The sequence below is a fragment of the Mesorhizobium sp. genome, from assembly GCF_041661565.1.
Lineage (GTDB): Bacteria > Pseudomonadota > Alphaproteobacteria > Rhizobiales > Rhizobiaceae > Mesorhizobium.
In genome coordinates this window covers 1-26521 of sequence record NZ_JBAZUD010000009.1, presented here as the reverse complement: position 1 = coordinate 26521, position 26521 = coordinate 1, and the positions used below count along the sequence as shown (strand labels likewise).

The 26521-nt window shown below is 63.4% G+C and carries 26 protein-coding genes and 1 pseudogene; 16 read left to right on the top strand and 11 right to left on the bottom strand.

Going from position 1 to position 26521, the window contains the following annotated elements; all coding sequences use genetic code 11:
• Positions 1 to 90: 90 nt before the first annotated feature.
• The 4 genes and pseudogenes from WC739_RS03135 (at position 91) to WC739_RS03120 (ending at position 5279) form a co-directional block, all read left to right on the top strand.
• Complete coding sequence (locus WC739_RS03135; RefSeq protein ID WP_372951562.1) at positions 91 to 3873, top strand: vitamin B12-dependent ribonucleotide reductase; 3783 nt, start codon at positions 91 to 93, stop codon at positions 3871 to 3873.
• An 87-nt stretch (positions 3874 to 3960) separates the two neighbouring features.
• A pseudogene (locus tag WC739_RS03130) lies at positions 3961 to 4167 on the top strand (VOC family protein); the annotation flags it as partial.
• A gap of 285 nt (positions 4168 to 4452) precedes the next feature.
• Complete coding sequence (locus WC739_RS03125) at positions 4453 to 4905, top strand: pyridoxamine 5'-phosphate oxidase family protein (protein WP_372951561.1); 453 nt, start codon at positions 4453 to 4455, stop codon at positions 4903 to 4905.
• 239 nt (positions 4906 to 5144) lie between these two features.
• Positions 5145 to 5279 carry a hypothetical protein gene (locus WC739_RS03120; protein ID WP_372951560.1) on the top strand — a complete coding sequence of 45 codons (135 nt, stop codon included), beginning with the start codon at positions 5145 to 5147 and terminating at the stop codon, positions 5277 to 5279.
• 58 nt (positions 5280 to 5337) lie between these two features.
• On the opposite strand, the gene WC739_RS03115 is transcribed toward WC739_RS03120, so the two are convergent.
• On the bottom strand, positions 5338 to 6417 hold the full coding sequence (locus tag WC739_RS03115; RefSeq protein WP_372951559.1) for a GH25 family lysozyme: 1080 nt from the start codon (positions 6415 to 6417) through the stop codon (positions 5338 to 5340).
• Between the two features lie 180 nt (positions 6418 to 6597).
• The gene (locus WC739_RS03110) at positions 6598 to 7329 is read right to left on the bottom strand and encodes a phosphodiester glycosidase family protein (RefSeq protein WP_372951558.1); all 732 of its coding nucleotides are present in this window, start codon (positions 7327 to 7329) and stop codon (positions 6598 to 6600) included.
• Here WC739_RS03110 and WC739_RS03105 point away from each other — a divergent pair.
• Entirely contained in the window at positions 7256 to 7411 is a 156-nt protein-coding gene (locus WC739_RS03105; RefSeq protein ID WP_372951557.1) for a hypothetical protein, read from the top strand. The two genes, WC739_RS03110 and WC739_RS03105, sit on opposite strands and share 74 nt — an antisense overlap.
• A gap of 122 nt (positions 7412 to 7533) precedes the next feature.
• On the opposite strand, the gene WC739_RS03100 is transcribed toward WC739_RS03105, so the two are convergent.
• Together WC739_RS03100 and WC739_RS03095 are read right to left on the bottom strand one after the other, a co-directional pair.
• Entirely contained in the window at positions 7534 to 7731 is a 198-nt protein-coding gene (locus tag WC739_RS03100) for a hypothetical protein (protein WP_372951556.1), read from the bottom strand.
• Positions 7732 to 7868: 137 nt separating this feature from the next.
• Positions 7869 to 8267 (bottom strand): GFA family protein, encoded by a 399-nt coding sequence (locus WC739_RS03095; RefSeq protein ID WP_372951555.1) that lies wholly within the window; start codon positions 8265 to 8267, stop codon positions 7869 to 7871.
• Positions 8268 to 8382: 115 nt separating this feature from the next.
• Between WC739_RS03095 and WC739_RS03090 the strand changes: the two genes are divergently transcribed.
• Positions 8383 to 9411, top strand: a complete 1029-nt coding sequence (locus WC739_RS03090; RefSeq protein ID WP_372951554.1) for an isopenicillin N synthase family dioxygenase — start codon at positions 8383 to 8385, stop codon at positions 9409 to 9411.
• 62 nt (positions 9412 to 9473) lie between these two features.
• Here WC739_RS03090 and WC739_RS03085 read toward each other — a convergent pair whose 3' ends face one another.
• Both WC739_RS03085 and WC739_RS03080 read right to left on the bottom strand, forming a co-directional pair.
• Positions 9474 to 9722, bottom strand: coding sequence for a ParB N-terminal domain-containing protein (locus WC739_RS03085; protein ID WP_372951553.1), 249 nt, complete (start codon positions 9720 to 9722; stop codon positions 9474 to 9476).
• 178 nt (positions 9723 to 9900) lie between these two features.
• Positions 9901 to 10860: a LysR family transcriptional regulator gene (locus tag WC739_RS03080; protein ID WP_372951552.1), complete on the bottom strand. Its 960-nt coding sequence runs from the start codon at positions 10858 to 10860 to the stop codon at positions 9901 to 9903.
• A 132-nt stretch (positions 10861 to 10992) separates the two neighbouring features.
• Between WC739_RS03080 and WC739_RS03075 the strand changes: the two genes are divergently transcribed.
• From WC739_RS03075 to WC739_RS03035, 9 genes are all read left to right on the top strand, one after another.
• Complete coding sequence (locus WC739_RS03075) at positions 10993 to 11775, top strand: ABC transporter substrate-binding protein (RefSeq protein WP_372951551.1); 783 nt, start codon at positions 10993 to 10995, stop codon at positions 11773 to 11775.
• Between the two features lie 65 nt (positions 11776 to 11840).
• The gene (locus WC739_RS03070) at positions 11841 to 12488 is read left to right on the top strand and encodes an amino acid ABC transporter permease (protein ID WP_372951550.1); all 648 of its coding nucleotides are present in this window, start codon (positions 11841 to 11843) and stop codon (positions 12486 to 12488) included.
• Positions 12489 to 12500: 12 nt separating this feature from the next.
• Positions 12501 to 13160: an amino acid ABC transporter permease gene (locus WC739_RS03065; protein WP_372951549.1), complete on the top strand. Its 660-nt coding sequence runs from the start codon at positions 12501 to 12503 to the stop codon at positions 13158 to 13160.
• Positions 13157 to 13921: an amino acid ABC transporter ATP-binding protein gene (locus WC739_RS03060; RefSeq protein ID WP_372951548.1), complete on the top strand. Its 765-nt coding sequence runs from the start codon at positions 13157 to 13159 to the stop codon at positions 13919 to 13921. Before WC739_RS03065 ends, WC739_RS03060 begins: the two co-directional genes overlap by 4 nt.
• Positions 13922 to 13929: 8 nt before the next feature.
• Entirely contained in the window at positions 13930 to 15573 is a 1644-nt protein-coding gene (locus WC739_RS03055) for a N,N-dimethylformamidase beta subunit family domain-containing protein (protein WP_372951547.1), read from the top strand.
• Between the two features lies 1 nt (position 15574).
• A complete protein-coding gene (locus tag WC739_RS03050) occupies positions 15575 to 16960 on the top strand; it encodes an aspartate aminotransferase family protein (protein ID WP_372951546.1) in 1386 nt (461 codons plus the stop codon).
• Between the two features lie 4 nt (positions 16961 to 16964).
• Positions 16965 to 17894: a 3-keto-5-aminohexanoate cleavage protein gene (locus WC739_RS03045; RefSeq protein WP_372951545.1), complete on the top strand. Its 930-nt coding sequence runs from the start codon at positions 16965 to 16967 to the stop codon at positions 17892 to 17894.
• A 206-nt stretch (positions 17895 to 18100) separates the two neighbouring features.
• Complete coding sequence (locus WC739_RS03040) at positions 18101 to 18613, top strand: N-acetyltransferase family protein (RefSeq protein WP_372951544.1); 513 nt, start codon at positions 18101 to 18103, stop codon at positions 18611 to 18613.
• Entirely contained in the window at positions 18610 to 19638 is a 1029-nt protein-coding gene (locus WC739_RS03035) for a histone deacetylase family protein (protein WP_372951543.1), read from the top strand. The genes WC739_RS03040 and WC739_RS03035 overlap by 4 nt, the downstream gene beginning before the upstream one ends.
• A gap of 14 nt (positions 19639 to 19652) precedes the next feature.
• On the opposite strand, the gene WC739_RS03030 is transcribed toward WC739_RS03035, so the two are convergent.
• Together WC739_RS03030 and WC739_RS03025 are read right to left on the bottom strand one after the other, a co-directional pair.
• The gene (locus WC739_RS03030) at positions 19653 to 20921 is read right to left on the bottom strand and encodes a cysteine desulfurase-like protein (protein ID WP_372951542.1); all 1269 of its coding nucleotides are present in this window, start codon (positions 20919 to 20921) and stop codon (positions 19653 to 19655) included.
• 412 nt (positions 20922 to 21333) lie between these two features.
• Positions 21334 to 21840, bottom strand: a complete 507-nt coding sequence (locus WC739_RS03025; protein WP_372951541.1) for a DUF1993 family protein — start codon at positions 21838 to 21840, stop codon at positions 21334 to 21336.
• A 140-nt stretch (positions 21841 to 21980) separates the two neighbouring features.
• On the opposite strand from WC739_RS03025, the gene WC739_RS03020 reads away from it, so the two are divergent.
• Positions 21981 to 23033: a DUF1176 domain-containing protein gene (locus tag WC739_RS03020; protein WP_372951540.1), complete on the top strand. Its 1053-nt coding sequence runs from the start codon at positions 21981 to 21983 to the stop codon at positions 23031 to 23033.
• 27 nt (positions 23034 to 23060) lie between these two features.
• On the opposite strand, the gene WC739_RS03015 is transcribed toward WC739_RS03020, so the two are convergent.
• The 3 genes from WC739_RS03015 to WC739_RS03005 all read right to left on the bottom strand — a co-directional run bounded on the left by WC739_RS03015 (position 23061) and on the right by WC739_RS03005 (position 26469).
• Positions 23061 to 23972 (bottom strand): alpha/beta hydrolase, encoded by a 912-nt coding sequence (locus tag WC739_RS03015; RefSeq protein WP_372951539.1) that lies wholly within the window; start codon positions 23970 to 23972, stop codon positions 23061 to 23063.
• A gap of 185 nt (positions 23973 to 24157) precedes the next feature.
• Entirely contained in the window at positions 24158 to 25768 is a 1611-nt protein-coding gene (locus WC739_RS03010; protein WP_372951538.1) for an NTP transferase domain-containing protein, read from the bottom strand.
• Positions 25765 to 26469 carry an XdhC family protein gene (locus tag WC739_RS03005; RefSeq protein ID WP_372951537.1) on the bottom strand — a complete coding sequence of 235 codons (705 nt, stop codon included), beginning with the start codon at positions 26467 to 26469 and terminating at the stop codon, positions 25765 to 25767. Before WC739_RS03005 ends, WC739_RS03010 begins: the two co-directional genes overlap by 4 nt.
• Positions 26470 to 26521: the final 52 nt, after the last annotated feature.

Genomic DNA, 26521 nt, shown 5'->3' with positions numbered 1-26521 from the left:
GATGTCGGCGGACGGCGGACACGCGCGTTTCACATTGGGGCGGAAATCCCCGGGGAAATGCGCTATATATAGACAAAAGGGATCGGACCAATGCGCATCGAGCGTCGTTTCACCAAGCCAGGGCAATCCGCTTACGCGGAGATCGAATTCCGCAAGGCGCTGTCCGAGATCAAGAATCCGGATGGCTCGGTGGTGTTCCGCCTGGACAATATCGATGTGCCGGCGCAGTTCTCCCAGGTGGCCGCCGACATTCTGGCGCAGAAGTATTTCCGCAAGGCTGGCGTTCCCGCGCGCCTCAAGAAGGTCGAGGAGAACGACGTCCCCTCCTTCCTGTGGCGCTCCGTCGCCGACGAGGCAGAACTCGCCAAGCTGCCGGAAGCCGAACGCTACGGCTCCGAGATCGATGCCCGCCAGGTCTTCGATCGGCTGGCCGGCACCTGGACCTACTGGGGCTGGAAAGGGGGCTACTTCAAGGCGTCGGAGGATGATGCGCGCGCGTTCCGCGACGAGCTTGCCTACATGCTGGCCACCCAGCGCGTCGCGCCGAACTCGCCGCAATGGTTCAACACCGGCCTGCACTGGGCCTATGGCATAGACGGCCCGAGCCAGGGCCACTTCTATGTCGACCCGTTCACCGGCAAGCTGACCAAGTCGAAATCCTCCTACGAGCATCCGCAGCCGCATGCCTGCTTCATCCAGGGCGTCCAGGACGACCTCGTCAACGAGGGCGGCATCATGGATCTGTGGGTGCGTGAGGCGCGCCTGTTCAAATACGGCTCGGGCACCGGCTCCAACTTCTCGATGCTGCGTGGCGAAGGCGAGAAGCTGTCGGGCGGCGGCCGTTCGTCCGGCCTGATGAGCTTCCTCAAGATCGGCGACCGCGCGGCCGGCGCCATCAAGTCGGGCGGCACGACGCGCCGCGCCGCCAAGATGGTCATCGTCGACGCGGACCACCCCGATATCGAGGAATTCATCGACTGGAAGGTCAATGAAGAGCAGAAGGTCGCCTCGCTGGTGACCGGCTCGAAGATCGTCAAGAAGCATCTCGAGGCGATCATGAAGGCCTGCGTCAATTGCGAAGGCAATGGCGACGACTGCTTCGACCCGTCGATCAACACCGCGCTGAAGCGCGAGATCAAGTCGGCCAAGAAGGACGCGGTGCCGGAGAACTACATCTACCGCGTCATCCAGTTCGCCAGGCAGGGCTACAGCTCGATGTCGTTCAAGACCTACGACACCGACTGGGATTCGGATGCCTACCTCACCGTTTCGGGCCAGAACTCCAACAATTCGGTGTCGCTGAAGGACAATTTCCTGCGCGCCGTCGAGGACGACGCCGACTGGCACCTCACCGCCCGCAAGGACGGCAAGGTGATGAAGACGCTGAAGGCCCGCGATCTCTGGGAAAAGATCGGCTACGCCGCCTGGGCGTCCGCCGATCCGGGCCTGCATTTCAACACGACGATGAACGACTGGCACACCTGCGCCTCGGCCGGTGCGATCCGGGCGTCCAACCCGTGCTCGGAATACATGTTCCTCGACGACACGGCCTGCAACCTCGCCTCGATCAATCTGCTCCCCTACCGCAATGCCGACGGCACGATCGATATCGCTGCCTATGAGCACACGGTTCGGCTGTGGACCATCGTGCTCGAAATCTCGGTGATGATGGCGCAGTTCCCGTCGAAGGAGATCGCCAAGCAGTCCTACGAATACCGCACGCCCCGCCTGGGCTACGCCAATATCGGCGGCTTGCTGATGACATCGGGCATTCCCTATGACTCGGATGAAGGCCGCGCGATCTGCGCCGCGCTCACCGCGATCATGACCGGCATGGCCTATGCCACCTCGGCCGAAATGGCGGGTGAGCTCGGCGCCTTCGCCGACTACGACCGCAACGCCCAGAACATGCTGCGCGTCATGCGCAACCATCGCCGTGCCGCCTATGGCGAGAAGCAGGGCTACGAGAAGCTGGCGGTCAATCCGGTGCCGCTGGTTGCGTCCGACCTCAAGCAACAGGCACTGGCGGCACACGCCAAGGCCGCCTGGGACCGCGCGATCGAGCTTGGCGAGGAGCATGGCTACCGCAACGCGCAGGCGACCGTCATCGCGCCAACCGGCACGATCGGCCTGGTCATGGATTGCGACACCACCGGCATCGAGCCCGACTTCGCGCTGGTGAAGTTCAAGAAGCTGGCCGGCGGCGGCTACTTCAAGATCATCAACCGCGCCGTGCCGGAAGCACTGCGCACGCTCGGCTACACGGAAGCCCAGATCGCCGAGATGGAGGCCTACGCGGTCGGCCACGGCAATCTCAACCAGGCACCCGGCGTCAACCCCGGCTCGCTCAAGGCAAAGGGCTTCACCGATGACAAGATCGCGGCGCTCAACGCGGCGCTGAAGTCCGCCTTCGACATCAAGTTCGTCTTCAACCAGTGGACGCTCGGCGCCGACTGGGTGAAGGAGACGTTCGGCTTCACCGACGAGCAGCTCAACGATTTCTCGTTCGAGATCCTGCCGGCGCTGGGCTTCTCCAGGAAGGACATCGAGGCCGCCAACATCCATGTCTGCGGAGCGATGACGCTGGAAGGCGCGCCCTTCCTCAAGCCCGAGCACATCGCGGTGTTCGACTGCGCCAGCCCGTGCGGCAAGATCGGCAAGCGCTCGCTGTCGATCAACAGCCACATCATGATGATGGCGGCGGCGCAGCCCTTCATCTCCGGCGCCATCTCCAAGACCATCAACATGCCGAACGACGCGACGGTGGAAGACGCCAAGGGCGCCTACATGCTGTCGTGGAAGCTGGCGCTGAAGGCCAACGCACTCTACCGCGACGGCTCGAAGCTGTCGCAGCCGCTGAACTCGTCCCTGCTCGCCGACAGCGAGGATGACGAGGACGAGGCGATCGAGCAGCTGATCGCCGCGCCCGCCGCGCAGCGCGCGGTGCAGGTGACGGAAAAGATCGTCGAGCGCGTCGTCGAGCGTCTCTACCGCGACCGCGAAAAACTGCCGAACCGCCGCAAGGGCTACACCCAGAAGGCGGTGGTGGGCGGACACAAGGTCTATCTGCGCACCGGCGAATTCGATGACGGCCGTATCGGAGAGATCTTCATCGACATGCACAAGGAGGGCGCCGCCTTCCGTGCGATGATGAACAACTTCGCCATCGCGATCTCGCTCGGCCTGCAATATGGCGTGCCGCTCGACGAATATGTCGAGGCTTTCACCTTCACCAAGTTCGAGCCGGCCGGCATGGTGCAGGGCAATGACGCGATCAAGAACGCCACGTCGATCCTCGACTACGTGTTCCGCGAACTTGCCGTGTCCTATCTCGGCCGCCACGACCTCGCCCATGTCGACCAGTCGGATTTCGACAAGACGGCGCTCGGCCGCGGCATCACCGAAGGCAAGGCGACGCCCTTCTCGAAGGGCCTGATGCGCGGCGCCTCGCCGGTCAAGCTGGTCTCGGGCGCCGGCTCCGAGCCGAAGGGCTTTGGCGGCGCTTCGGTTCCCCCGGCCCCAGGCCGGACCGTGACGACCGCCTTCTCCGGCTCCAACGTGCTGGCGCTGAAGCCGGCCAGCGACGAGGCCATCGCCTACAAGCGCGACTATGAGGAGCGGGCCAAGGAACTGGTCGAGGACATCGTCTATGAGGAAGCCGTCGACGAGGCCTCGGGCGCCTCGGCGCTGTTCACCGACGCCGCCGCCAACGAGGCCGCCGAAGCCAAGGCGCTTGCCGCGACCCGGCGCCAGCAATCGCTGATGCAGGGCTACACCGGCAACGAATGCTCGGAATGCCACAACTTCACCATGGTGCGGAACGGCACCTGCGAGAAGTGCGATACGTGTGGAAGCACGAGCGGCTGCAGCTGAGAACAATCTGTACCGCTAAACGCAACATCATCGGCCCGGTCGTAAGATCGGGTCGATTTGCATTAGGCCAACATGCAGAGATCCAGCACCAGCGAGCAGCCGCCGCTCACCCACCTGCATTTCGCCTTCCAGGTGAAGAGCTAGGCCGAGGTCAATGCGTTTCACCGCGCGGCGCTCGAAGCGGGTGCAGCGGGCGATGGCGCCCCGGGTCCCCGTCCGGACTACGCGGAGAATAACTACGCCTGCTTCGTGCTTGATCCCAACGGCTACAAGGTCGACGCGATGATCAACGAGGCTTGGGATGGCGTCGCCCTTCGTTTCGTCATTCCTGGGCGGAGCAAGGAGCGAAGCGACGCGCGCAGACCCTGGAATCCATGCCGTGACGTCGAGGCGTTGCAACGATGCAGAATTCTGACCGGCCGCATTCTTCGGCGAGCGTCACGGTATGGATCCTCGGGTCAAGCCCGAGGATGACGAAGGCGCGAGGTGCGCCGCTCCCTATGCGTTGACGTATGTCAAAGCCGCGCTGTCCACGATCCCATACCATTGCCGTGTCATTAGTGACTTGGGAGACAATCGGTGGACGCGGAGATCAAAGACAAGATCCAGACGCTTCTTGATCAGCATCGGATCATGACGGTGGCGACCTTGAGGCCGGATGGCTGGCCGCAGGCGACGACGGTGGGTTACGCCAATGACGGCCTGTCCCTCTACTTCCTGTGCGGCCTGGACAGCCAGAAGGCTGCCAATCTGGCGCTGGACGACCGCCTGTCGCTGACCATCGACAACGACCCGCCGCAGGTGATGGAGATCACCGGCCTTTCCATGGCCGGACGCGCGGAGCCGGTCACCGACAGGGCCGAGGCCGAGAAGGTTCTGAGCCTGCTGCCGACGAAATACCCGCCGCAGACGTCGATGCCGTTCGCGATGCCGACGCCGGAGCAGGTCCGCATCTTCCGCGTAATGCCTTCGGTCATCTCCGTGCTCGACTACTCGAAGGGCTTCGGCCACACTGATCTCGTCACGTTTTGAGCTGAGCCCCTACAACGCATTTCGGATGGCTGGCGCGATCGCGTACCGGCATGAGCCGTCGCGGCGGCAAGCGGGCAACAATCCGGTCAATCCAGTCTCGTGGCCCTGCCATCCATGCATCCCATCCATGCATGGCGCCGGACGAAAAGATCCCCACGCCGGACTGACACTTTGATCCACATCAAGGCGCTTTCGCCCTTCGCCCGGTTTTCTCGGCTATCATCGAAGGAGTTACGAAAATGTCGAGTTACGACATGATGGTTATCACGGCGGTTCTGGTCTATTTCGGATCGTTCTCGGCGGTTCTGGCCTATGCCACCTTGGAGGAATCACGGCATCGGCCGAGCAGATCGAAGCTCGGCGTCACGAGATAGCGCATCGTCTCGGGACGAGTGCCGGCTTCGCGGCTTCGGGTCGCAAATCGGAGAGCGGTTATTCCGACGCGACCATCTGCTGCCCGCCAGCCCAGGCTCGCCATTGCCGCTCGTCGCCGTGGAACACGTTGAGGTCGATGCGGCCGGTGACGCCATGCGACAGGCCGGAGCCGGAATACTGCCAGAACAGCCATTTGCGGCCCGGATAGACCTTTGAGGGATGTTGCGCCACGGCGCGCAGCCAGAACGGGTAGTCCAGGAATTCGCCCCTGAGATTGTCGCGGTAGAAATCCGGCGAGGTGTAGATGATGGGGCGCTGGCCGTAATGGCGCTCCAGCTTGTCCATGAACACCTGCATCTTCTCGACCACCTTTTCGCGCGATGGCCGGCGCTTGCAGCTGGACTCACCGTTCCACTCGACGTCGATCACGGGCGGCAGCGCACCCGGCATCCTGGGCACGTTGCGGATGAACCAGTCGGCCTGTTCGCCCGCGGTGCGGCACCAGTAGAAGAAGTGATAGGCGCCGCGCTTCAGCCCGGCGGCGTCGGCGTCACGCCAGTTCTTCATGAACATCGGATCGAGGTGATCGCCGCCGTCCGTGGCCTTGATGTAGGCGAAATTGGCGCCCTGGGCGCGCAGTTTTCCCCAGTTGACGTTGCCTTGCCAGCGCGAGACGTCGACGCCATGCACGGCAAGGTGGCGGGGCGACGCCTTGCCGAAATTGATCGGCTTGGCGTCGCGGAAGCCGTAACGCATGATCGAGCCGGCGAACATGGGCGGCGCATTGCGGTTCAGCAATTTCGATGGCGACACCAGCGCGGCCGGTTCAAGCTGCGGCTCGGCCTCGGGCGCAGGCTGATCGCCCAACATCACCGTCTCCTCCTCCGCCAGGCTGAAAGGCCTGGCGCTTTCGGCGACGGGCGCCAGGTCGACAGTCCTCGGCGCCATCCTGCCGGCACCCCTGGGGGCCCTCTTGGTGGTGGGGGCCGTGGCTATGGAGGCCGGCGGGCGCACCACGGAACTGGTGGTTTCGCTCGACGGTTTCTGCAGATCCAGCGCGTCCATACCCGCCGTCGACGTGCAGCCGGCAAGGCAAAGCGATGCGATCAAGAAACTGATGACGCCCGGTATCCGCATCTGGACCTGTACTCAAAACACAACAGACCGAGGGCAAAATCGACAGCCAACGGACAAACCAGATCGAGTTATGAACGGGAAATTACCAATAAAGTTTGAATCAAAGGTTATCTCCGCGAGGAAGGGAGTGAAGGCAGCTGCCAGCAAGGGCAGAACGGAGCTGGCAATCGCCGCTCGGCGCTAACCGCTTTTCCTGAACACGCCGATCATCGGCCCCAAGTTCCAATAGTCGTCGTTGCGGCCGGTGCCGGGCGCCAACAGGCTCGATATGGAGCCATCGAGGAACAGCGCATTGTCGCAACCGAGCGCGTCGCGAAAAAGCCGGGCGAAGGCATGGAAGGTCACCGTGCCGTTCGAAATCGCGAAGACGGCGACACCGTCCTTGCGCACACCGACGCCGTCACGGATCTTGCGCGAGGTGCTGTCGGCCAGGAACTTCGGATGCAGCCGGCCGTCGATCACCAGCATCGGCCCGGACTGCGTGGCGTAGTCGACATGCGGGCGCTTCTTCAGAAAATCGCCGGTCTCGCGCACAGAGGCCTTGCCGTCGCTGATGGAGAAGATGCCGTTGGGAAGCAGTGAAAAATTGCCGCTGCCAGATCCGGTCTTCGCCGATGTCATTTCCCGTCCGTGCTCGACATAGAGCCCGACCGGCTCGAGGTTGGGGTGATACATGCCGGCGTTGATGGCAAACAGCATCGTGCGCCCGGAGGCCCGTTGCGAGGCATGCAGTGCGTGCAGCGACTGAAACGGTTTGCCCGCCGGATCCTTCCAGAACAGCTCGATCGAGTACAGCTTCGGATCGACCTCGCAAACGAGAAAGCTCGTCGCCTCGAAAGTGGAGGTCCGGCATGGCGGCAGCGAGATGGCCCATTGGCCAAATCCCGCGACCAGTGCCACCGTCGGCGGCATCGCACCCTTGGCCAAGGCCACCAGCAAAGGCAGCATTTGCAGAAGGCTGAAGAGATCCATGCGCGTCCCGGACTTGAGTTGAGTGTCCGGTATAGCCCATTTCGCGATGCAGCGACCGGCCGCTCAGCCGGGCGCTAGCCCTTGCCGTCAAAACCGGCGCGCGCTGCGGCTGACCGTGAATTCATCCGCAAGATCGCCAGTCGGTCAACGGCACAACCAGAGTTTCTGGCATGTCCGGGCGATCACATGCGCCGGGGGAACGGCCGGCTCATCGACGGGCAGCCGGCGAACCCGCTCGAGCAGCATGCGGACCTGTTCGGGGCGTACGCGGTCGCGCTCCATCACAAGCAGGACCATCGGATCACTCAGAAGTTCGTCCAGGGTGCTGATGCTGTCGTTCATCCGTCGTCTCCTCAAAACCGTGCCCGCAGCGCACAAATAAGAAGACAATGATGGCTCGCCAATGACGCTTTGCCGGCCATCTCGTGACGATTTGGATCAAATCTTGGTCATCCTCCGGGCCCCCCTTAGGACAGAAACTAACCGGGCGGCGGCGCGCCTTCATATTGCGGCAGCCCGTCGTCCAGAATCACCCAGGCCTGCTTCGAGGCGGTGTAGATATGCATTTGCGGCTTGAAGGCCGAGGGATCGTCGAGCGAACCCGTGGTGATCCCCATGATGCCGGCGGCATCGCGGCGCGAAAACATCGTCGTGCCGCAGCTTGGGCAGAAGCCGCGCTTGATATCCGGTGAGGAATCGGCCGTCGCCAGGGTGCCTTCGATCGTGACATCGTCGATACGAAACAGCACACGCGCGTTGAAGGCGGCGCCGATCGCCCTCTGGCAGAGGCGGCAATGACATATGCGTTCGTTGATGGGGGCCGCGTCGGCGCGGTACCGCACCGCTCCGCACAGGCATCCGCCCTCATATCTAGCCATCGCCTGGATCCGTTGCTGGAGACTGGGACAGCCAAAGTATCGGGGCAGCCGATTGGGTCAATTGAAAAGCTTTGATACACTACCATCGATTATCGTGATGGGGCTGGATCTAGTCATGGCGCAGGACATCGAAACCATCGACATCGCGGAGCTGTTCGGCCCGCCCTCACCTGCCCGCGACCGCACCGACGCCGCTGTCATGGCCGCTGCCTCGGGCATCGGCTTCATGGCGGTGCGGGGTTTTCCCGGAGACGAATGGCTGACCCCCGACAAGCGGGCGCAACTGCTCGGCATCTTCGCCCTTTCGGACGCAGAGAAGCAGAAACTGCTGCGCTGGAATTTCGACAGTTCGAAGACCAACGTCTATCGCGGCTGGTTCCCGCTGCAGCCAGCGGCCGTCTCCTACAAGGAAGGCATCGACATGGGTCCGGACCTCGCCGACGCGGCGACCGTGCCGGTTTCGCACGATCCGCTCTGCGAGCCGACACCCTTGCCGACCGAAGATGCCCTGCCCGGCTGGCGCGCGGCGGCGGCCGACTACTACCGCGCGATGCGGACGGTGGGCAACGCGCTGATGCGATCGATCGCGCGCGGGCTCGGCCTGCCGGAGACGATCTTCGAACCCTATTTCGACCAAGGCATCTCGACGCTGCGCCTGATCCGCTACCCCTTGCGCGACCCCAAGGCCGGCATCGACACCAGCGGCCCGGAATTCTCGGTCGTCCACAAGGGCGAGACCCGCACCGTCATCGGGCGGGAACACGCCGATTCCGGCTTCGTCACCTTGCTGGCGCAGGACGGTGTCGAAGGCTTGCAGGCCAAAAACCTCGCCGGCGAATGGATCGACGTGCCGCCGGCCGACGGCACAATGGCCGTCAATTTCGGCCAGTTGCTGGAGCGCTGGACCAGCGGCCGCGTGCGGGCAACCCGGCACCGGGTGATCGCGCCGAAAACAGCGCGTTTCTCCATCCCGTTCTTTCACGAGCCGCGCGTCGACGCCGAGATCGCGCCACTGCCCTTGAGCGGCGCCGAGCCCTTCGAGCCGTTCCTGTATGGCGATTATCTCTGGGATTCGGCGACGAATTTCGTCGAGATGAGCGGCATCAAGCATCTGAGGCCGCCACGTCGGACCAAGGTCTCGTAAGCGATGTCCGATTTTGGCCTGAGTTCGCCGGGAGCGGTTGAACGGCTCCACCCGAATTCGCGTCAGTGCCGCTTGGCTTGCACCAGATAGGCCTCGATCTCGCTCTCGCCCAGCCACTTGGCGGCCTCCAGCCGATGCACGCCTTCGACGAGGACATGGCGCTTGCCGTCATGACGGACCTGGATCGGCGTCTTCATGCCGTTTTCCAGAATGTCCTCGGCCAGATGACGGACGGTCTCGGGATGCAGCGTCTTCTTGCGCGCTGTCGGCACGTAGATGTCGTTGATCTTGACCTTCTGCACTTTGAGCATGCCCACTCCCGTGGCGGAAACGCCGCCTCTCCCTGAGATAGTCGGTTTGTTCAAATGCACCAAGGGCACGGCTAACGAATAGGAGACTTAAGGCCATCGCGGTCTGGAGACGTGGGGGGAACCGCTGGTTGCCTGGCGCGGTCATCTCCATATGGCGGTCGGCCCACCTGGCAGTCGGTCAGTCCCTGTAGATGCGATCCTCGAGCGGGGTTTCGGCAATCAGCGACCGCAGGCCGGAAAGCAGCGCCTTTTCCGCACGATTCATCGCCTTGTCGGGATTGGTGAGCAGGAAGATGTCGATGGCCGGCGGCGCGTCATAGGGTGGCAGCCGCCACAGCGTCCCGTCCGCCACATCGCGCCGCGAGACGTGCAGAGGCAGCGGGCCGATGCCGAGCCCGGCGACAATCATGCGCCGCACCTCTTCCAGGCTGGACGACACGCCGACGACATCGACATTCAGCCTTGCCTCGCTGCGCAACAGCGCCACCGGCCGCAGCGCGTCCGAAATATGGTCGGTCTGGAACGACACGGACGGCTCGCCCCGCAGATCGTCCAGCGTCAGGCCGCCCTGCCCGTAGAGCCGATGGTGCGGCCCGCAGAAGAAGCCGAAGAACTCGCGATAGACCATGGCGTAGTCGAGCGCGGGATCACGCTGGCTGACGAGGCAAATGCCGAAGGAGGCGCGGCGCTCCCTCACCTGCTTGGCCACTTCGGTGCTTGCCGCCACCGAAATGGTGATGCTGGCGCGCGGATAGTCGCGGTGAAACTCCGACAGCGCGCGATCGAAGAGCGGCGAGACGACATGGCTGGCCGTCGCGATCATGACGTGGCCGGTGACGTCGTCGCTGATCCCCCGCATCAGCAGGGGGAGCTGCGATATGGTGCCGAACACCTCGACACTTTGTTCGTAGAGAAGCCGTCCGACCTCGGTCAGTTCAAAGCGCGTCGCGTCGCGCTCGACCAGGCGCCGGCCTAGCCGGTCCTCCAGCCGCCGCAACGCATTGCTGACGCTGGGCTGCTTGAGGTTGAGACGCTCGGCGGCGCGGGTGATGCTCTTCACCTCGGCGATGACGACGAATGTCCGCAGCAGGTTCCAGTCCAGATCCCACACCAGGCGCTCGGGGCGCGGCAAAGCCATTCCTGATATCTATGCTCCCCATTCGCATTATCTATTTGCGCAATGATGCCGCAAAGGCAATCATCGCCCATAGGAAAGCGTCCAGACGCCTCCCAAGAACAAGACGCTCAGCACCATCCAGAGGACAGAAAAATGAACAGACTATTCTCCGGCATCGCCGTCGCGGCCCTGCTGCTCGCCTCGACCTTCACCTCCATTTCGGCCAGGGCTGACGACCTCGAGAAGATCAAGTCGGCTGGCGAACTGAAGATCTCGATGAGCGGCCAGTATCCGCCTTTCAACTTCGTCAACGACCAGAATGAAGTCGTTGGCTTCGACGCCGATATCGGCAAGGCCATCGCCGAGCGCATCGGCGTCAAGGGGACCATCATCACCACGGCCTGGGACGGCATCATCGCCGGCCTGCTGGCCAACAAATACGACACCGTCGTCGGTTCGATGACCATCACGCCGGAACGCGAGAAGGTGGTCGATTTCGTCGGCCCCTACTACCATGCCGGCCGCGCTGTCTTCGTCAATGCCGATTCCAAGGTGCAGAGCCTCGACGACCTCAAGGGCAAGACCCTTGGCGTGACGCTGGGCGAAACGCATGAGAAGTGGGCGCGCCAACAGGGCGGCTGGGATATCCGCACCTACAAGGGGCTGCCGGAGTTGCTGCTGGAACTGAAGGCCGGCCGCGTCGACGCCATCGTCGTCGACAACATCCCGGTCATGATCGCGATGAAGCAGACCGGTGAGAAGGTGCGCCAGCTCAACACGCCTGACATCGAAGGCGGCAGCGTCGCCATCGGCATCGCCATCCGCAAGGACAATCCGCAATTGAAAGCGGCCATGCAAAAGGCGCTGGACGAGATGCTGGCCGACGGCACATACAAGAAGATCTCCATGCAGTGGGTCGGCAGCGACATCCGCTGATCCGCTCCTGGCTTCAGGCGGCCACGGCCGCCCGAAGCTGAATGCCACTCTTGCCGGACCGCCCCATGGATTTCTCCCTGATGCGGCGCGTCTTTCCCTTCTTCGTGGAAGCCGCGCTGGTGACGATCGAGATTACCGCATTGGCCCTGGTCCTCGGCCTGGCGGTCGCGGCCCTGGCGGCGGCGGCCCGCATGTCGAGATCAGCGATCGCGCGGGCTGCCGGCACGCTCTATGTCAGCCTGTTTCGCGGCACGCCCTGCCTGATCCAGCTCTTCGTGCTCTATTTCGGCGGGCCGCAGATCGGCATCAATCTCGATCCGTTCCTGGCGGGCGTCATCGGCCTTGGCCTCAACATCGGCGCCTATATGGCGGAATCGATCCGGGGCGCGCTGGTCGCGGTCGACCGGGGCCAGGCCGAGGCGGCGCGAACCATCGGTTTCAGCCGCTTGCAGACGCTGCGCAAGGTGGTGCTGCCACAGGCGGCACGGCTGATGATCCGGCCGCTCGGCGTCAATACGATCGCCCTGCTGAAGGGATCGGCACTGGTGTCCACCATCTCCGTGGTCGAGCTGACCTACACGGCCCAGCGCTTCATCGGCTCGACCTACAAGCCGTTCGAGATCTTCGGCGTGGCAGCGCTGCTCTACATGATCATGGTCTACGCCGTATCGCGAACCGTCGACCTGCTCGACAAACGCTTTGCCATCGTCTGAGCGGGGAACACGATGCAAGGTCTCGATTTCACCGTTGTCTGGCCCTACTGGGACATCCTGCTGATCGGCACCTGGTGGACGGCCGTGCTGACGGTGGCGGCGGGCGCGGTGAGCTTCATCTTCGGCATCCTGTTCGCGGTCATCGTGCTCTACGCCCCGCGGATCGTCGCCTATCCGGTGCGCGCCTTCATGTGGGTGTTCATGGGCACGCCGCTGCTGCTGCAGCTGTTCCTGATCTATTTCGGCCTGGTCCAGATAGGCATCGACATCCCGGCGCTGGCCGCCGGAATCGTCGGGCTCGGCTTGCACTTCGCCGTCTACAATGCCGATGTCATCCGCGCCGGCATCGTCGCCGTCGATGTCGGCCAGACCGAAGGCGCGCGCAGCATCGGCTTCGGCAAATGGCGAACGCTGCGCCATGTCGTGATACCGCAGGCCATCCGCAACACCGCGCCGCCGATCGGCGGCAATATGATCGCGCTGCTGAAGGAGTCCTCCATCGTTTCGGTCATCGGAATCGCAGAGCTTGTCCATTCGGCACAGCTGGCGATCAGCGAAACCTTCCGGCCGTTCGAATTCTACATCACGGCGGCCGCGCTCTACTACATCCTGAACCTCGTGCTCGAAGCGGCCTTGAACCGGTTCGAACGACATGTGGAGGTCTCCCGATGAGGACGCAGCGGCCAATGGTCGAGGTGCGCGGCGCACGCAAGTCGTTCGGTGCCGTCGAGGTGCTCAAGGGGATCGACCTGTCGGTCGAGCGTGGGCAGATCGTGGCCATCATCGGGCCGAGCGGCTCGGGCAAGAGCACGCTGCTGCGCTCGATCAACCATCTCGAGACCCTCAACGGCGGCGAGGTCTGGCTGGACGGCGTTCAGGTCAATCAGAAGCTGCGCGGCCGGGCCTTCGAGCGCCACATCAACACGGTGCGCCAGCAGATGGGCATGGTGTTCCAGCACTTCAACCTGTTCCCACACCTGACCGTCATCGAAAACATCACCATGGGACCGGTGATCCTGAAGGGCACGCCGAAAGCCGAAGCCAGGGAACTGGCCGTCGGCCTGCTGACCAAGGTCGGGCTCGCCGACAAGATCGACGCCTATCCCTCGCGGCTGTCCGGCGGCCAGAAGCAGCGCGTGGCGATTGCCCGTGCGCTGGCAATGCAGCCCAAGGTGATGCTGTTCGACGAAGCGACTTCGGCCCTCGATCCGGAACTGGTCGACGAAGTCAACGCGGTGATGAAACAGCTCGCCGCCGAACATATGACCATGCTCATCGTAACGCACGAGATGCGCTTTGCCGGCGAAGTCGCCGACAGGGTGCTGTTCATGGATGGCGGCGTGGTGGTGGAAGAGGGTCCGCCCGCCGACATGTTCCGTGCGCCGCGGCAAGAACGCACCCGCGGCTTCCTCAAGAAATACCTTTCCGCCTGAGCAGGACAATGACCGGATACCCCACCCAATTCCCCGATTTCGGATTGACAGCTGAGCAGCGCCGCCATGCGGTGCGCGGTCACTACTATGAATGGCCGGGCATGGATGGCGAGCGCGGCGAGATTTGGTGCTACAGCGACCGCTTCTCTTACCGCGCCGGTGAGACGGTGACGCTGCATGTCAGTTCCACTGCTCCGTCCTTCAGCATCACGATCATTCGCGACGGCGGCTTGGAGACGAGAGTCTTCGAGCAGTCGGGCATCGCGGCGCGCTGGCAGGACAGTCCGGATCAATGTTCGGTCGAGGGCTGCGACTGGGAGGCTTCGTTCGAATTCCCCGTCGAGGCCGACTGGCCGTCCGGCGCCTATCGGATTACGCTCACGGCGGAAGGCCGTGACGGCAAGCCGATCCAATGCCACCATATTGTGATCGTCGCGCCACTGCCCGGCAAGAGGCCCGGCCGCGTGCTGCAGGTAGCGGCGACTGGTACCTGGCTCGCCTACAACACCTGGGGCGGTTCCAACCACTACCAGGGCATCACCGGGCCGAACCGTGACCAGTATTCGCCCATCGTATCGACGCAGCGCCCCTGGTGCCGTGGCTTCGTCGTGCTGCCGAAGGATGCGCCGCGCGTACCGCTGGAAATCGCCGTGCCGCCGAAGACGGCGCCGCGCTATCCGCACATGGAATGGGCGCTGGCCACCGGTCATTCGAAGAAATACGCCTCGTCGGGCTGGGCCAGCTATGACAGCCATTTCTTCCGCTTCGCCGAACGGGCCGGCTACGGCGTCGACCTCGCCAGCCAGCATGATCTGCATTTTTTTCCTGAAATTCTCGACGGCTACGACTGCGCCGTCTTCGTCGGCCATGACGAATACTGGACCTGGGAAATGCGTGACGCGGTCGACAATTATGTGGAACGCGGCGGCCATGCGGCGCGCTTCGCCGGCAACTTCATGTGGCAGACCCGGCTGGAGGACGAGGGCCGCCGGCAAGTCTGCTACAAATATCGCTCGCGCAAGGAGGATCCCGCCTATCTCCAGGGCGGCGACGTGACCCGAGCCACAAATTCCTGGGAGGCGCCGGAAATCGGCCGGCCGGGTTCAGCGACCTTCGGGCTCAACGCCACACGCGGCCTCTATGCTGGCTGGGGCGGCTGCGCGCCGCGCGGCGTGCGCGGGTTTCCGGTCTACCGGCCCGAGCACTGGGCCTTTGCCGGCACCGGCATCTATTATGGCGACCTGCTCGGCGCCGACAGCCATGTCTATGGGTATGAGGTCGATGGGCTCGATTTCGAGATCCGCGGCGGCCTGCCCTACCCTACCTCAGACAGCGGCGCACCCGACGGATTGCAGGTTCTCGCCGTCGGTATGGCCAGTCAGGTCGAGGAAAGCGCGGATATCGCGATCGAGGATCAGTTCCTTACCGACGAGGACGGGCGCTTCAGCGCCGAAACGCTGTTCGGCGACAGGAGCGATGCCAATCTCGAAAAAGTCAAACGCGGCAACGGCATGATCGTCAACTTCCCGCGAGGCAAGGGCGAGGTTTTCCACGCCGGAAGTTGCGAATGGGTGGCCGGCCTGCTGCGGCAGGATCCCATGGTCGAACGCGTCACGCAAAATGTCCTCGATCGTTACCTCGGAAAGTCCTGACATGTCGAAAATCCAGACCACCTCTCAAGGCGTTGACGCCAGGCGTGAATCGCATCTGTTCTATTTGTCCAGCCTGCGCCGGCCGCTGATCGATCGCGCCGAAGGCATCTATATGTGGACGCAGGATGGCCGCCGCTTCATCGACGGATCGAGCGGGCCGATGGTCGCCAATATCGGCCATTCCAACCGCAATGTGCTCGACGCCATGAAGCGCCAGATGGACCGCGCCACCTTCGCCTATCGTCTGCATTTCGAGAACGAACCGGCTGAAGAGCTGGCGCGGGAACTGGCCGGAAAACTGCCGGAAGGCATGGACCGCATCTTCTTCGTCTCCGGCGGCTCTGAAGCGACGGAATCCTGCATCAAGCTGGCGCGGCAGTGGGCGGTCGCCACCGGCCAGGCCAGCCGCTGGAAGGTGATCACGCGCTTCCCCTCCTATCATGGCGGCACGCTGGGGTCGCTGTCGATAACGGGCGACGACGCGCTGGTCGAAACATTCGAGCCGATGATGCGGGTGATGCCCACCATCCCGGCGCCAACCGCCTGGCGCGACCGTGACAACCTTTCGATGGAACAGCGCGGCATCCGCTATGCCGACATGCTGGAGGAGAAGATCCTCGCCGAAGGGCCGGAGAGTGTCGTCGCCTTCATCATGGAGCCGATCGGGGGCGCCGCGACTGCGGCACTGGTGGCGCCGGACAGCTATTATCCGCGAATTCGCGAGATCTGCGACCACTACGGCATCCTCCTGATTCATGACGAAGTGATGAGCGGCGCCGGCCGCACCGGCAAGTTCCTCGGCGGCGACCATTGGAACTGCAAACCCGACATCGTCGCGCTGTCGAAGGGGTTGGGTTCCGGCTACGCGCCGCTCGGCGCACTCGCTGCCCCCCAGCGTCTGGTGCAGCCACTGCTCGCCTCGGGCGGCTTCCAGCACGGCCACACCTATGCCGGCAACCCGCTGGCCTGCGCCGCCGGGCTCGCTGTGCTCGGCGAGATGGACCGGCTCGACCTGATCGCCAATGCGGCCGCCATGGGCGACGTGCTGATGGACGGGCTGAAGGGTCTGGCCAAGCGTTTCCCGTTCATCGCCGACGTCCGCGGGAAGGGCCTGCTCACCGGCGCCGAGATGGTTGCCGATCCCGAGACGCTGCGGCCCATCGACCAGGACAAGAAAGCCACCCAGCGGCTGCTCGACCTCGCCTATGAGCGCGGGCTCATCATCTATGGCCGCAGGGTCAAGGGCGGCGTCGACGGCGACAATTTCATGGTCGCCCCGCCGATGATCGTGACCAGCGACCAGGTCGGCGAGATCGTTTCGATCATCGGCGACTCGCTGGAGGTGCTGGCATCCGAGCTCGACCTGCCGGTCGAAGGCCGGGGCTAGCAGAATGGCGCCGCGAAAAGTCATCATCACCTGCGCCATCACCGGCTCGGTGCACACGCCGTCGATGTCGCCCTATCTGCCGATCACGCCGGACCAGATCGCGGCGAACGCCATCGCCGCCGCCGAGGCCGGCGCCTCGATCCTGCATCTTCACGCCCGCGATCCGGAGGACGGGCGGCCGACGGCAGACCCTGACGTCTACATGCGGTTCCTGCCGCGCATCAAGCAGGCCACCGACGCGGTGATCAACATCACCACCGGCGGCTCGTCGCTGATGACGCTGGAGCAGCGGCTGGCCGCGCCGCTGCGGGCCGAGCCGGAAATGTGCTCGCTCAACATGGGATCGATGAATTTCGCGCTGTTCCCCATGCTCGACAGGCCAAGGGAGTGGCAACACGAGTGGGAGCCGAAGCTGCTCGAGGCCACCCGCGACTCCATCTTCAAGAACACGTTCGCCGACATGGAAGGGGTGATCGAGAAGCTTGGCCAGGGTTGCGGCACGCGCTTCGAATTCGAATGCTACGATGTCGGCCATCTCTATTCGCTGGCGCATTTCCGCGACCGCGGCCTGGTGTCGGGACCACTCTTCATCCAGTTCGTCCTGGGTATCCTGGGCGGCATCGGCGCCGACCCGGACAACCTCATCCACATGAAGCGGATCGCCGACAAGCTGTTCGGCGACAGCTACCAGTTTTCGGTGCTGGCCGCCGGCCGCAACCAGATGCCCCTGATCTCGATCGCGGCGGCGATGGGGGGCAATGTCCGCGTCGGGCTCGAAGACAGTCTCTACGACGGCCGTCAACTGGCGAAGTCCAACGCCGATCAGGTGCGCCGCATCCGTGGCATTCTCGATGGACTGTCGCTGGAGGTTGCGACGCCGACCGAGGCGCGCGAGATGCTGGCGCTCAAGGGCGGCGACCGGGTGGCGTTTTGAGGCGATGATCTGATGGTAGCGTCCAGTCCCACCCCCCTCTGGCCTGCCGGCCATCTCCCCCTCAAGGGGGGAGATTGGCTGTCATTTCGGCTTTCACCACCTTCCGGCCTTGCAGCATGTACGACGGGTCAGAAGCTGCCAATCTCCCCTCTTGAGGGGGAGATGTCCGGCAGGACAGAGGGGGGTGCCTGGGCGCCGACCCTCGTATGACCGTTGCCCCCGAAATCACCCTCCGCCCCGGCCGGATCGAGGACGTCGAAACGATCCATGCGGCAATCCTGAAGCTTGGCACGCATATCGGCGCGCCCGAGGAGATCATCTCGACGGCGGACGATCTCAGGACCTACGGCTTCGGCGAGAAGCCTGCCTTCTCGACACTGATCGCGGAAGTGGGCGGTGAATTCGCAGGCCTTTGCCTGCATTTCCCGATCTTTTCCACCTGGATGGGACGGCCCGGCGTCTATGTGCAGGACCTCTATGTCGAGGACCGGTTTCGCGGCCGCAGGATCGGCGAGCGCCTTCTGCGGCAGGTCGCGGCACAGTGCCGGAAGCAAGGCGGTGTCTATCTGAGGCTCTCCGTCGATACCGACAATGAGGGTGCGACGGCCTTCTATGAAAGGCTGGGGATCGCCTGGTCGAGCTACGAGCAAACGCAAAAGATCATCGGCGAGGCCTTTTTCGCCTTCGCCGACGCGCCGAATACCGGGGAGCAGGAATGAAAGCCTTTTACGCCGAGGAGCAGAAGCGCCATGACCCCAAGGCCTTTCTGTCCAGCGGTGCGGCACAGCCGAATCCGGAAAAACCGGAACGCGTCGAGAGATTGTTAGCCGGCGCATTATCTGCCGGCTGCACGATCGAACGACCGCGCGAGCGTGGGCTTGGTCCGGTCGCCGCGGTGCATACGCCGGAATATCTGGATTTCCTCGAGCATATCTTTACGCGCTGGCAGCGCATCGAAGGCGCCTCCGCGGAAGTGATCCCCAACATCCATCCGATCGCGCGCAACGGCTCCTATCCGGCCTCGGCGGTCGGCCAGGCCGGCTACCATATGGCCGATACCGCCTGCCCGATCTCGGGCGATACCTGGCAAAGCGCGCTGTGGAGTGCCTGGAGCGCGGTCGAAGCCGCAGAGTCCGTCATGGCTGGGGCGACGGCCGCCTATGCGCTGTGCCGTCCGCCGGGCCACCACGCCTTCGCCGATGTCGCGGGCGGCTTCTGCTTCATCAACAATTCGGCGGTCGCGGCGCAGGTCCTGCGCAAGCAGGCGGCGCGGGTGGCGATCCTCGATGTGGATTTGCACCACGGCAACGGCACGCAAGGCATTTTCTATGCACGGCCCGATGTGCTCACCGTCTCGCTGCATGCCGATCCGGTGCGCTTTTACCCGTTCTTCTGGGGTCATGCCGATGAACGTGGCGAAGGTGCTGGCCTGGGTTACAATTTCAACCTGCCGCTGCCGCGCAAATCCGCCGACGCGGCGTTTCTGGAGGCACTCAAGGCAGCGTTCCAACGCATCCGGGCCTTTTCACCCGACGCGCTGGTCGTGGCGCTCGGCCTCGACGCCTTCGAGGGCGATCCGTTCGGCGGGCTTGCGGTGACGACGCCGGGCTTCTCGCGCATCGGCGAAGCTATCGCCAAGCTCGGCCTTCCGACCGTCATTGTCCAGGAAGGCGGCTATCTCTGCGACGAACTTGGCGACAATCTCGCCGCTTTCCTAACCGGCTTCGGCGGCAAGGCGCGGTAAGGTTCAAGCAGGCGTCAGGAACGCTGCTGCCTGAGCATGGCGATGACGCGGTGCACGCTCTCCAGCGTCTCGTCGATCTCGGCCGATGTGTTGTAGTGGGCGATGCCAATGCGCACGACGCCCTGCTCGTCCGGGATGCCGAGTTGGTGGACGATCTCCCAGGCGTAGTTGTGGCCCGACCACAGGAAGATGTTCTCGGCATTCATCTGCCGGACGATCGTTTCAGGCACGATGCCATCGACGGTGAAGGAAACCGTCGGCACGCGATCGCCGAGCCGCTTCGGATCGGTGATGCCGTGGATGGTCAGGCCCGGGATATCGGACAGGCCGTCGATCAGCCTTTGCGCCAGCGGATTTTCATAGGCGATGGCGACTTCGAATGCCCTGGCGATCTTATGCCTGCGCGATCCGCCCTCGCCCGTTGCTGCACCCAGCCCGGCAAAATAGTCCACCGCCGCCGTGAGGCCGGCCATCAGTTCGATCTGCGGCGTGCCAAGCTCGAACCGTTCCGGCAGACCATTGGATGAACAGCGGCATTTGTAGGGCGTCAGCCCCTCGATCACATCGCGCCGGCCCCACAATATGCCCATATGCGGACCGAAGAATTTATAGGCCGAGCAGACCAGGAAATCACAGCCGAGGTCCTGCACATCGATCAGGCCATGCGGCGCGAACTGCACAGCGTCGACATAGACCAGTGCACCGGCCTGTTTTGCGAGGCGGGTCAGCGATTGAACGCGATTGATCGAACCGGTCAGGTTGCTGGCATAGTTCAGCGCGACCAGCCGTGTCTTCTGCGACAGCAGGCCGGCCAGAGTCTCTTCCTCGACCTGCCAGCTTTTTTCATCGAACGGCAGCCAGCGCACGACCAGACCGAGATCCTCGGCCAGTTGCAGCCAGGGCGACACATTGCCCTCATGGTCCATGCGGGTGAGGATGATCTCGTCCCCCCGCTTCATCGTCCGGCCGAGCGTGCGCGACATGTTGTAGGTCAGCGTTGTCATATTGGCGCCGATGATGATTTCCTCGGGGCTCGCGGCCCCAAGAAAATCAGCCATTGCCTGATGCGCGTCGTCGACGACAGTTTGAGCCGCGATCGTGGTTTCGAAATAGCCGCCGAGATTGGCATTGGTGGTGAGCAGGCAGCGCGACACCGCTTCGGCCACGGACCGGGGCACTTGGGTGCCGGCGGGATTGTCGAGATAAATCCGGCGGCGGCCGCTGTCGGTCAGGGAAAGAGCGGGAAATTTTCCACGTACCGGCTCGATCGGAAAGTCCACCATTGTCCCACCTCTCTGTTGTCTCGGGGATCCCTGTTGCTATCAAGGACAGCGATTGCCAACCCCGTGATAGATCGCATCCCCTGCAGTCCGCACCCTCAGGACATGGCTGGCATGCTTATGTTGCACTGCACAATTGTCACGATTCACCTATAATGGCAGGTGTGGAGGATCTAACGGGGGCTCAAACATGGGTTTCTTCACTGAAATGTTCGCAAGGCCGCGTCCACAGGAACAACTGAGATACCGAGCGGCACTCGCCGTGCTTCATTCGATGAGCAATGCGGACCGAGCCGACATCGGGATAAAGCCAGCCGACTTTCCACGCATAGCGCGCGAAATGTCGATGCGCTGAGCAAATCAAGCCGAGGGATGTCCCGGATCGCTCCGGGACATCTTGAAAAACTGAAAATCCTCAGCGCGTGCCAATGAAGGTGGCCTTGCCGAGCGGCACGCCGTTGTGGCGAAGGATGTCGTACGCGGTGGTGATGTGGAAGTAGAAATTGGGCATGGCCAGATGCAGCAGATACTGCATGCCGCTCAACGTCGTTTCACGGCCTCCCATCTTCAACTCGATCATCTTGTCGTCGGAGCCGTCAAAGTCGGCGGCTGAAAATGTTTCGAGATGGGCGATCGTCTTGGCAATGCGCGCTTCCAGATCGGCGAAGCTAGCCTCATTGTCCTCGTATTTCGGCACTTCACGACCGGCAAGGCGCGAGGGCGCGCCCTTGGCGTGATCGGTGGCAATCTGGACCTGCCTGGTCAGCGCATACATGTCAGGCGCCAGCCGCGATGTCAAAAACACCTGCGGATCGATCTTGCGGTCAAGCGCATTCTGTTCCGCCGCCGCGAGCACACTGGAAAGTGCTTTCAGCCTTGCCGAAAACACAGGCACGGATGCCTCGTACATCGATATCGTCACGTCATATCTCCTGTCCGGCCGAACGCCGGCGAACGGGACGTAGCGCCTTCGCGGCCGATTCTTCAAGCTTGACCCGCGCGGCGTCACCACCTTGCCGCAATCCGCACGGTAGAATCCCTCTATCAGGCGGAGATCACCCGATGAGACACGTCCTATTCGCAGCGACTGCCTTTCTATCCCTTGCCACATCTGGCCCGACGGCGCTGGCCGCCGGCGATGTGGCCGAAGCGCCCTATGTCGATGACCGGTCAAGTGCGGATGCGGTCATCCAGTCGCTTTACAGTGCCATAAACCGGCATGAATTCGCCCGCGCCTGGGGCTATTTCGGAGATACAAAGCCGGCAAAGGATTTTGATGCTTTCGTCAAGGGTTATGACGGGACCGACAAGGTCGAGGTGGAGACCGGCGCGATTTCGAATGACGGCGCCGCTGGCAGCATCTATTACAGCGTCCCCGTCGCCATCCGCGCCACCGACAAGGCCGGCGGCGAAAAGGTCTTTGCCGGTTGCTATACGCTGCGCCAGGTGAATGCCCAGATCCAGGCGGCGCCGCCCTTCGATCCGATCCATATCGAAAAGGGCGAGCTGAAACCTTCCTCCGCCGGTTTCGAGGACGCTCTGCCATCAAGCTGCGGCGAAGGGCCGCCGCCGCCGAAAAAGGATGCGGCACTGGAACAGGCCAAGAAGGCCTTTCTGGCGGCCTATGGCAACCAGTGCGACAAGGACCGGCTAGCCAATGAGCCGGAGCTCTATTCGATCAAGTACAAAGACAAGGATGCGCTGCCGACCGATCCGGACAAAGAAACACGGCTCTTCCAGTTTTCCTGCTCTGCCGCCGCCTACAATGAAAGCTCCATCTACTACATAAGCGACGATGTATCTGGCGTCAGGCAGCTGCAGTTCACCGAGCCGGAGATGGATATCCGCTATGTGAACAACGACAGCGAAGGCAAGGTCGAATCCATCCACATCATCGGCTTCCGAACGACCGGCTGGGCGGTCAATTCCAACTATGATTCGGATGCCCACACGATCAACACCTTCAACAAGTGGCGCGGCGTCGGCGATGCATCGAACGCGGGAACCTACCTGTTTCGCAACGGTGATTTCTCGCTGGTCCAATACGACGTCGACGCATCTTATGACGGCGAGCAAAACCCGGAGACGGTTGTCGACTACAACACCGCGCCCTGAGCGTTGGACGGCCGTCCTCAGCGGCGATCAGGGCGCCTTCGTCAGCATCCAGTTAAGCGTGCCGCGCCAGTCGGTCATGCGGATCGGCGTGCCATGCGTGCCTGTCTCGAAGCGGACGAAACGGGTCGGGTAGGTCTTGGATCTGGCAAGGATGGAGCGGAAGAACGCCTCCTGTTTTGCCACGGGAAAGACCACGTCATGGCTCCCCTGGCCGAAGAAAACCGGGACGCGCCGCTTGAAGGCGGGGCTCGCCAGAAAGCTCTCGTCCCAAAATGAGCCGAGCAGCAGCAGCCCGTCGATACGGCCTCCCGTGTCCTTGCGCGCGGCGAGCTTCCAGCAGAGCGCGCCGCCCATCGAGCCACAGGCGACAAAGATCTTCGCCCCCGGCGATTGCCCGGCGTAATGATCGATCAGCGCGGCGATCTGGGCGGCGCCGGCGTCGCCGAAATCCGGAAAGTCCGGACTGAGATAGAGGCCGCCATTTTCGGCCATCAGGTTCTTGAGCCGGTTGAAATTGCCGCCGAATGTGAAGTCGTCGACGCCTTGCTTGCGGCTGCCGCCCTGCCCGTGCAGATAAAGAACGATGATGCCGGCGCCTTTCGACTTCCCCACGGCGATGTGCCTGATATCGCCCACATCGGTCTTCAACATCAGGTCCTGCTGCACCTTGCGTACGCCGGTTTCAGTGTATTGGGCATGCACGCGCTTTTCCGGCACCTCGTCGCGCTGGTTGATGTCGCGCGGTTCCCGGTAATCGATGACCGTGTAGGCGCCGCTGGTGTCGGACGACAGCGCGGCCGGATAGGCGAAGAGATCGTCCTTGAACGGTTTCAGTTCGAGAGCACTGGCGTGACCGGCAGAAAACAGAAAAAAAACGGAAACTAGAATGGTTCGGAGCGCGACTGCCCCCCTCTGGCCTGCCGGCCATCTCCCCCTCAAGGGGGGAGATCGGATGTCACGTCGGCTTTCGCCAATCTCGAAGGCTGCAGAATGAGTGCCGCCACCGACCCTGCCAATCTCCCCCCTTGAGGGGGAGATGGCCGGCAGGCCAGAGGGGGGTAGAAGCGCATAGGCGGACGGAAGAAAAGCCATGCCAAAGGCTTGCGTAATTCGGTCCGGGTTTGTCAATCCTGCAGCACGCCGCCGGCACCTTCGAGCGCTTCGCGGGTGTCGACATCGAGCGAAGCGGCCTCGCCGATTTCGACGTCGATGACGTCGAGCCCTTCGGCCTCGACCAGATGCCGTGCACCGGTATCGCCTTCGAGATGGGCGATCGCGGGAAACAGCGAGCGCGGCAAAATCACAGGGTTGCCACGCTTGCCCCGATGCGAGGCGCGGACCACCGAATTGCCTCCGGCCTCGCGAAATGCGTCGATCAACCTGTCGATGTCGTCCGATCCGACACCCGGCATATCGCCGAGCAGGATCATCACGCCGGCCGAGTCCTCGGGCAGATAGGCAATGCCGGCCTTCAACGACGTTGACAGGCCTTCGGAAAAATCGGGATTGTCGGCGAAGGTCACATCCAGCCCCGCCAGTGCCGCACGCACCCGCTCGCGCTGGTGACCGGTGACGGCAATCGTGCCGGAAGCCTTCGAGCCGAGAGCGCGTTCGGCAGCACGTTGCACCAGCGGCTTGCCGTCGAACAGCGCCAGCAATTTGTTAGGCCCTCCCATCCGGCTGGACCGGCCCGCCGCCAGTAGCACGATCCCGACCTTGAACTGGCTTTTGACCGGCAATGGCTCGCGCGGCTGCGGCCGAGTGGGAATTTCCATCAACAGCCCGCCCACCCCCATGCCGGCAATATCCCTGGACGTCACATCCAGACCGGCGATCAATCGATCCAGAACCCAGTCGAAGCCATTCTCCTTGGGGCTGCGGGCGCAGCCCGGCGCACCGATGACGCGTTTGCCGTCGAGCGTGCCGAGCACCAGAAGATTGCCTGGATCGACAGGCATGCCCGCGCGGATGACGGTGCCACCTGCTCTTTCGATCGCCGCCGGAACGACATCGGCGAAATCGCTCATCGCCGACGCACCGAAGATCACCACCATGTCGTTGTCGCGGGCCAGCGCGGCCGCGGCCTCCGCCACCGGCGCGATCTCATGCGCCGTGCGACGCTCGGCCGTCAGCCTGCCGCCGGAGCGCGCCAGCCGCGCTTCGGTGACGCGAAGCGTCTTGTCGAGCACGCTCGGCTTGATGCCCGGCAGAACGGTCTGGATGACGCCGACGCGCACTGGTTGATAGGCGTTGACGGCAAAGATCTCGCCACCGGCGCAGATTTTCATGACCGCATCGACCAGGGCAGACGCGACCGCGAAGGGAATGATTTTCACAGTCGCGACCATCTGGCCTTTTTCGACCGGCGCATGCTGAGCCAGCGTGGCGATGGTGATGGTGGGATCGACGGCGTTGATGGCGTCGATCATCGCGGCGTCGACTGTGAAGATACCGGCCGCTTCGGCATGGAGGTTGACCCGGCCGGTCGCCGGTGCCTTGGTGTCGATGTTTCTGTGGAGCATGCTTGCGGCGATTTTGGCGGCGGCGGCATCCTCGCCAAGGTCGTCTGCGGCCAGCACGGCCGCGACGACCCGCGAAATCCCGGCCGCTCGCAGCACCGACACATCATCGGCGCTCAGCCTATGCGCCTTGCGGAAGCGCCGGTCGCCGGCGGTGGTGGCGTGCGCCAGGATCGCCCCTTCGGCCGCCTCGATCGGCACGGGTCCGAATTTCACGCCGCGGCGCCCTTCGCTTCAAGACCTCGAGATCGGAAGGCTTGAACGACCTGCGCGAGGACGGCGACGGCAATTTCGGCCGGGCTGGCAGCCCCGATGTCCAGGCCGATGGGCGCGTGGATGCGGGCGAGCTGGTCGGCGCTCGCACCCAGCGTCAGCAAGCGCTCGACGCGCTTGGCATGCGTCTTTCTGCTGCCGAGCGCCCCGATATAGAAACAGTTGGCGTCGAGCGCCGCCTTCAGCGCGAAATCGTCGATCTTGGGATCATGCGTGACGGCGGCAAGTGCCGTATAGCTGTCAAGCGGCTGGCGCTTCAGCACATCCTCCGGCCATTCTGCGTGCAAAGCGATATCGGGAAAGCGTTCCCGCGTCGCAAAGGCCGTGCGCGGATCGACGATCTCGACGGGATAGCCCGCAATGCTTGCCATCGGCGCCAGCGCCTGGCTGATGTGGACGGCCCCGATCACCACCAGGCGCGGCCGCGGCAGATGCGCGTTGAGAAAGAAGGTGCGGCCCTCGGCCTCGATCGAACCGGAATTGCCGGTTCGGAATGCCCTGGCGATCGCGGCGCCGAGATCGCCCGCGACATGATCGCCTTCACGCACGACGCGGTCGCGGCCATCGCCAAGATCGGTGACAAGGATCGCCGCGCGGCGGGCGCGGCGTTCGGCGTTGAGCGTTTTCAGCGCATAGGGATCCATCGCAGATCAGCCCAATCTTTCCACATAAACCTTGATGCGGCCGCCGCAGGAC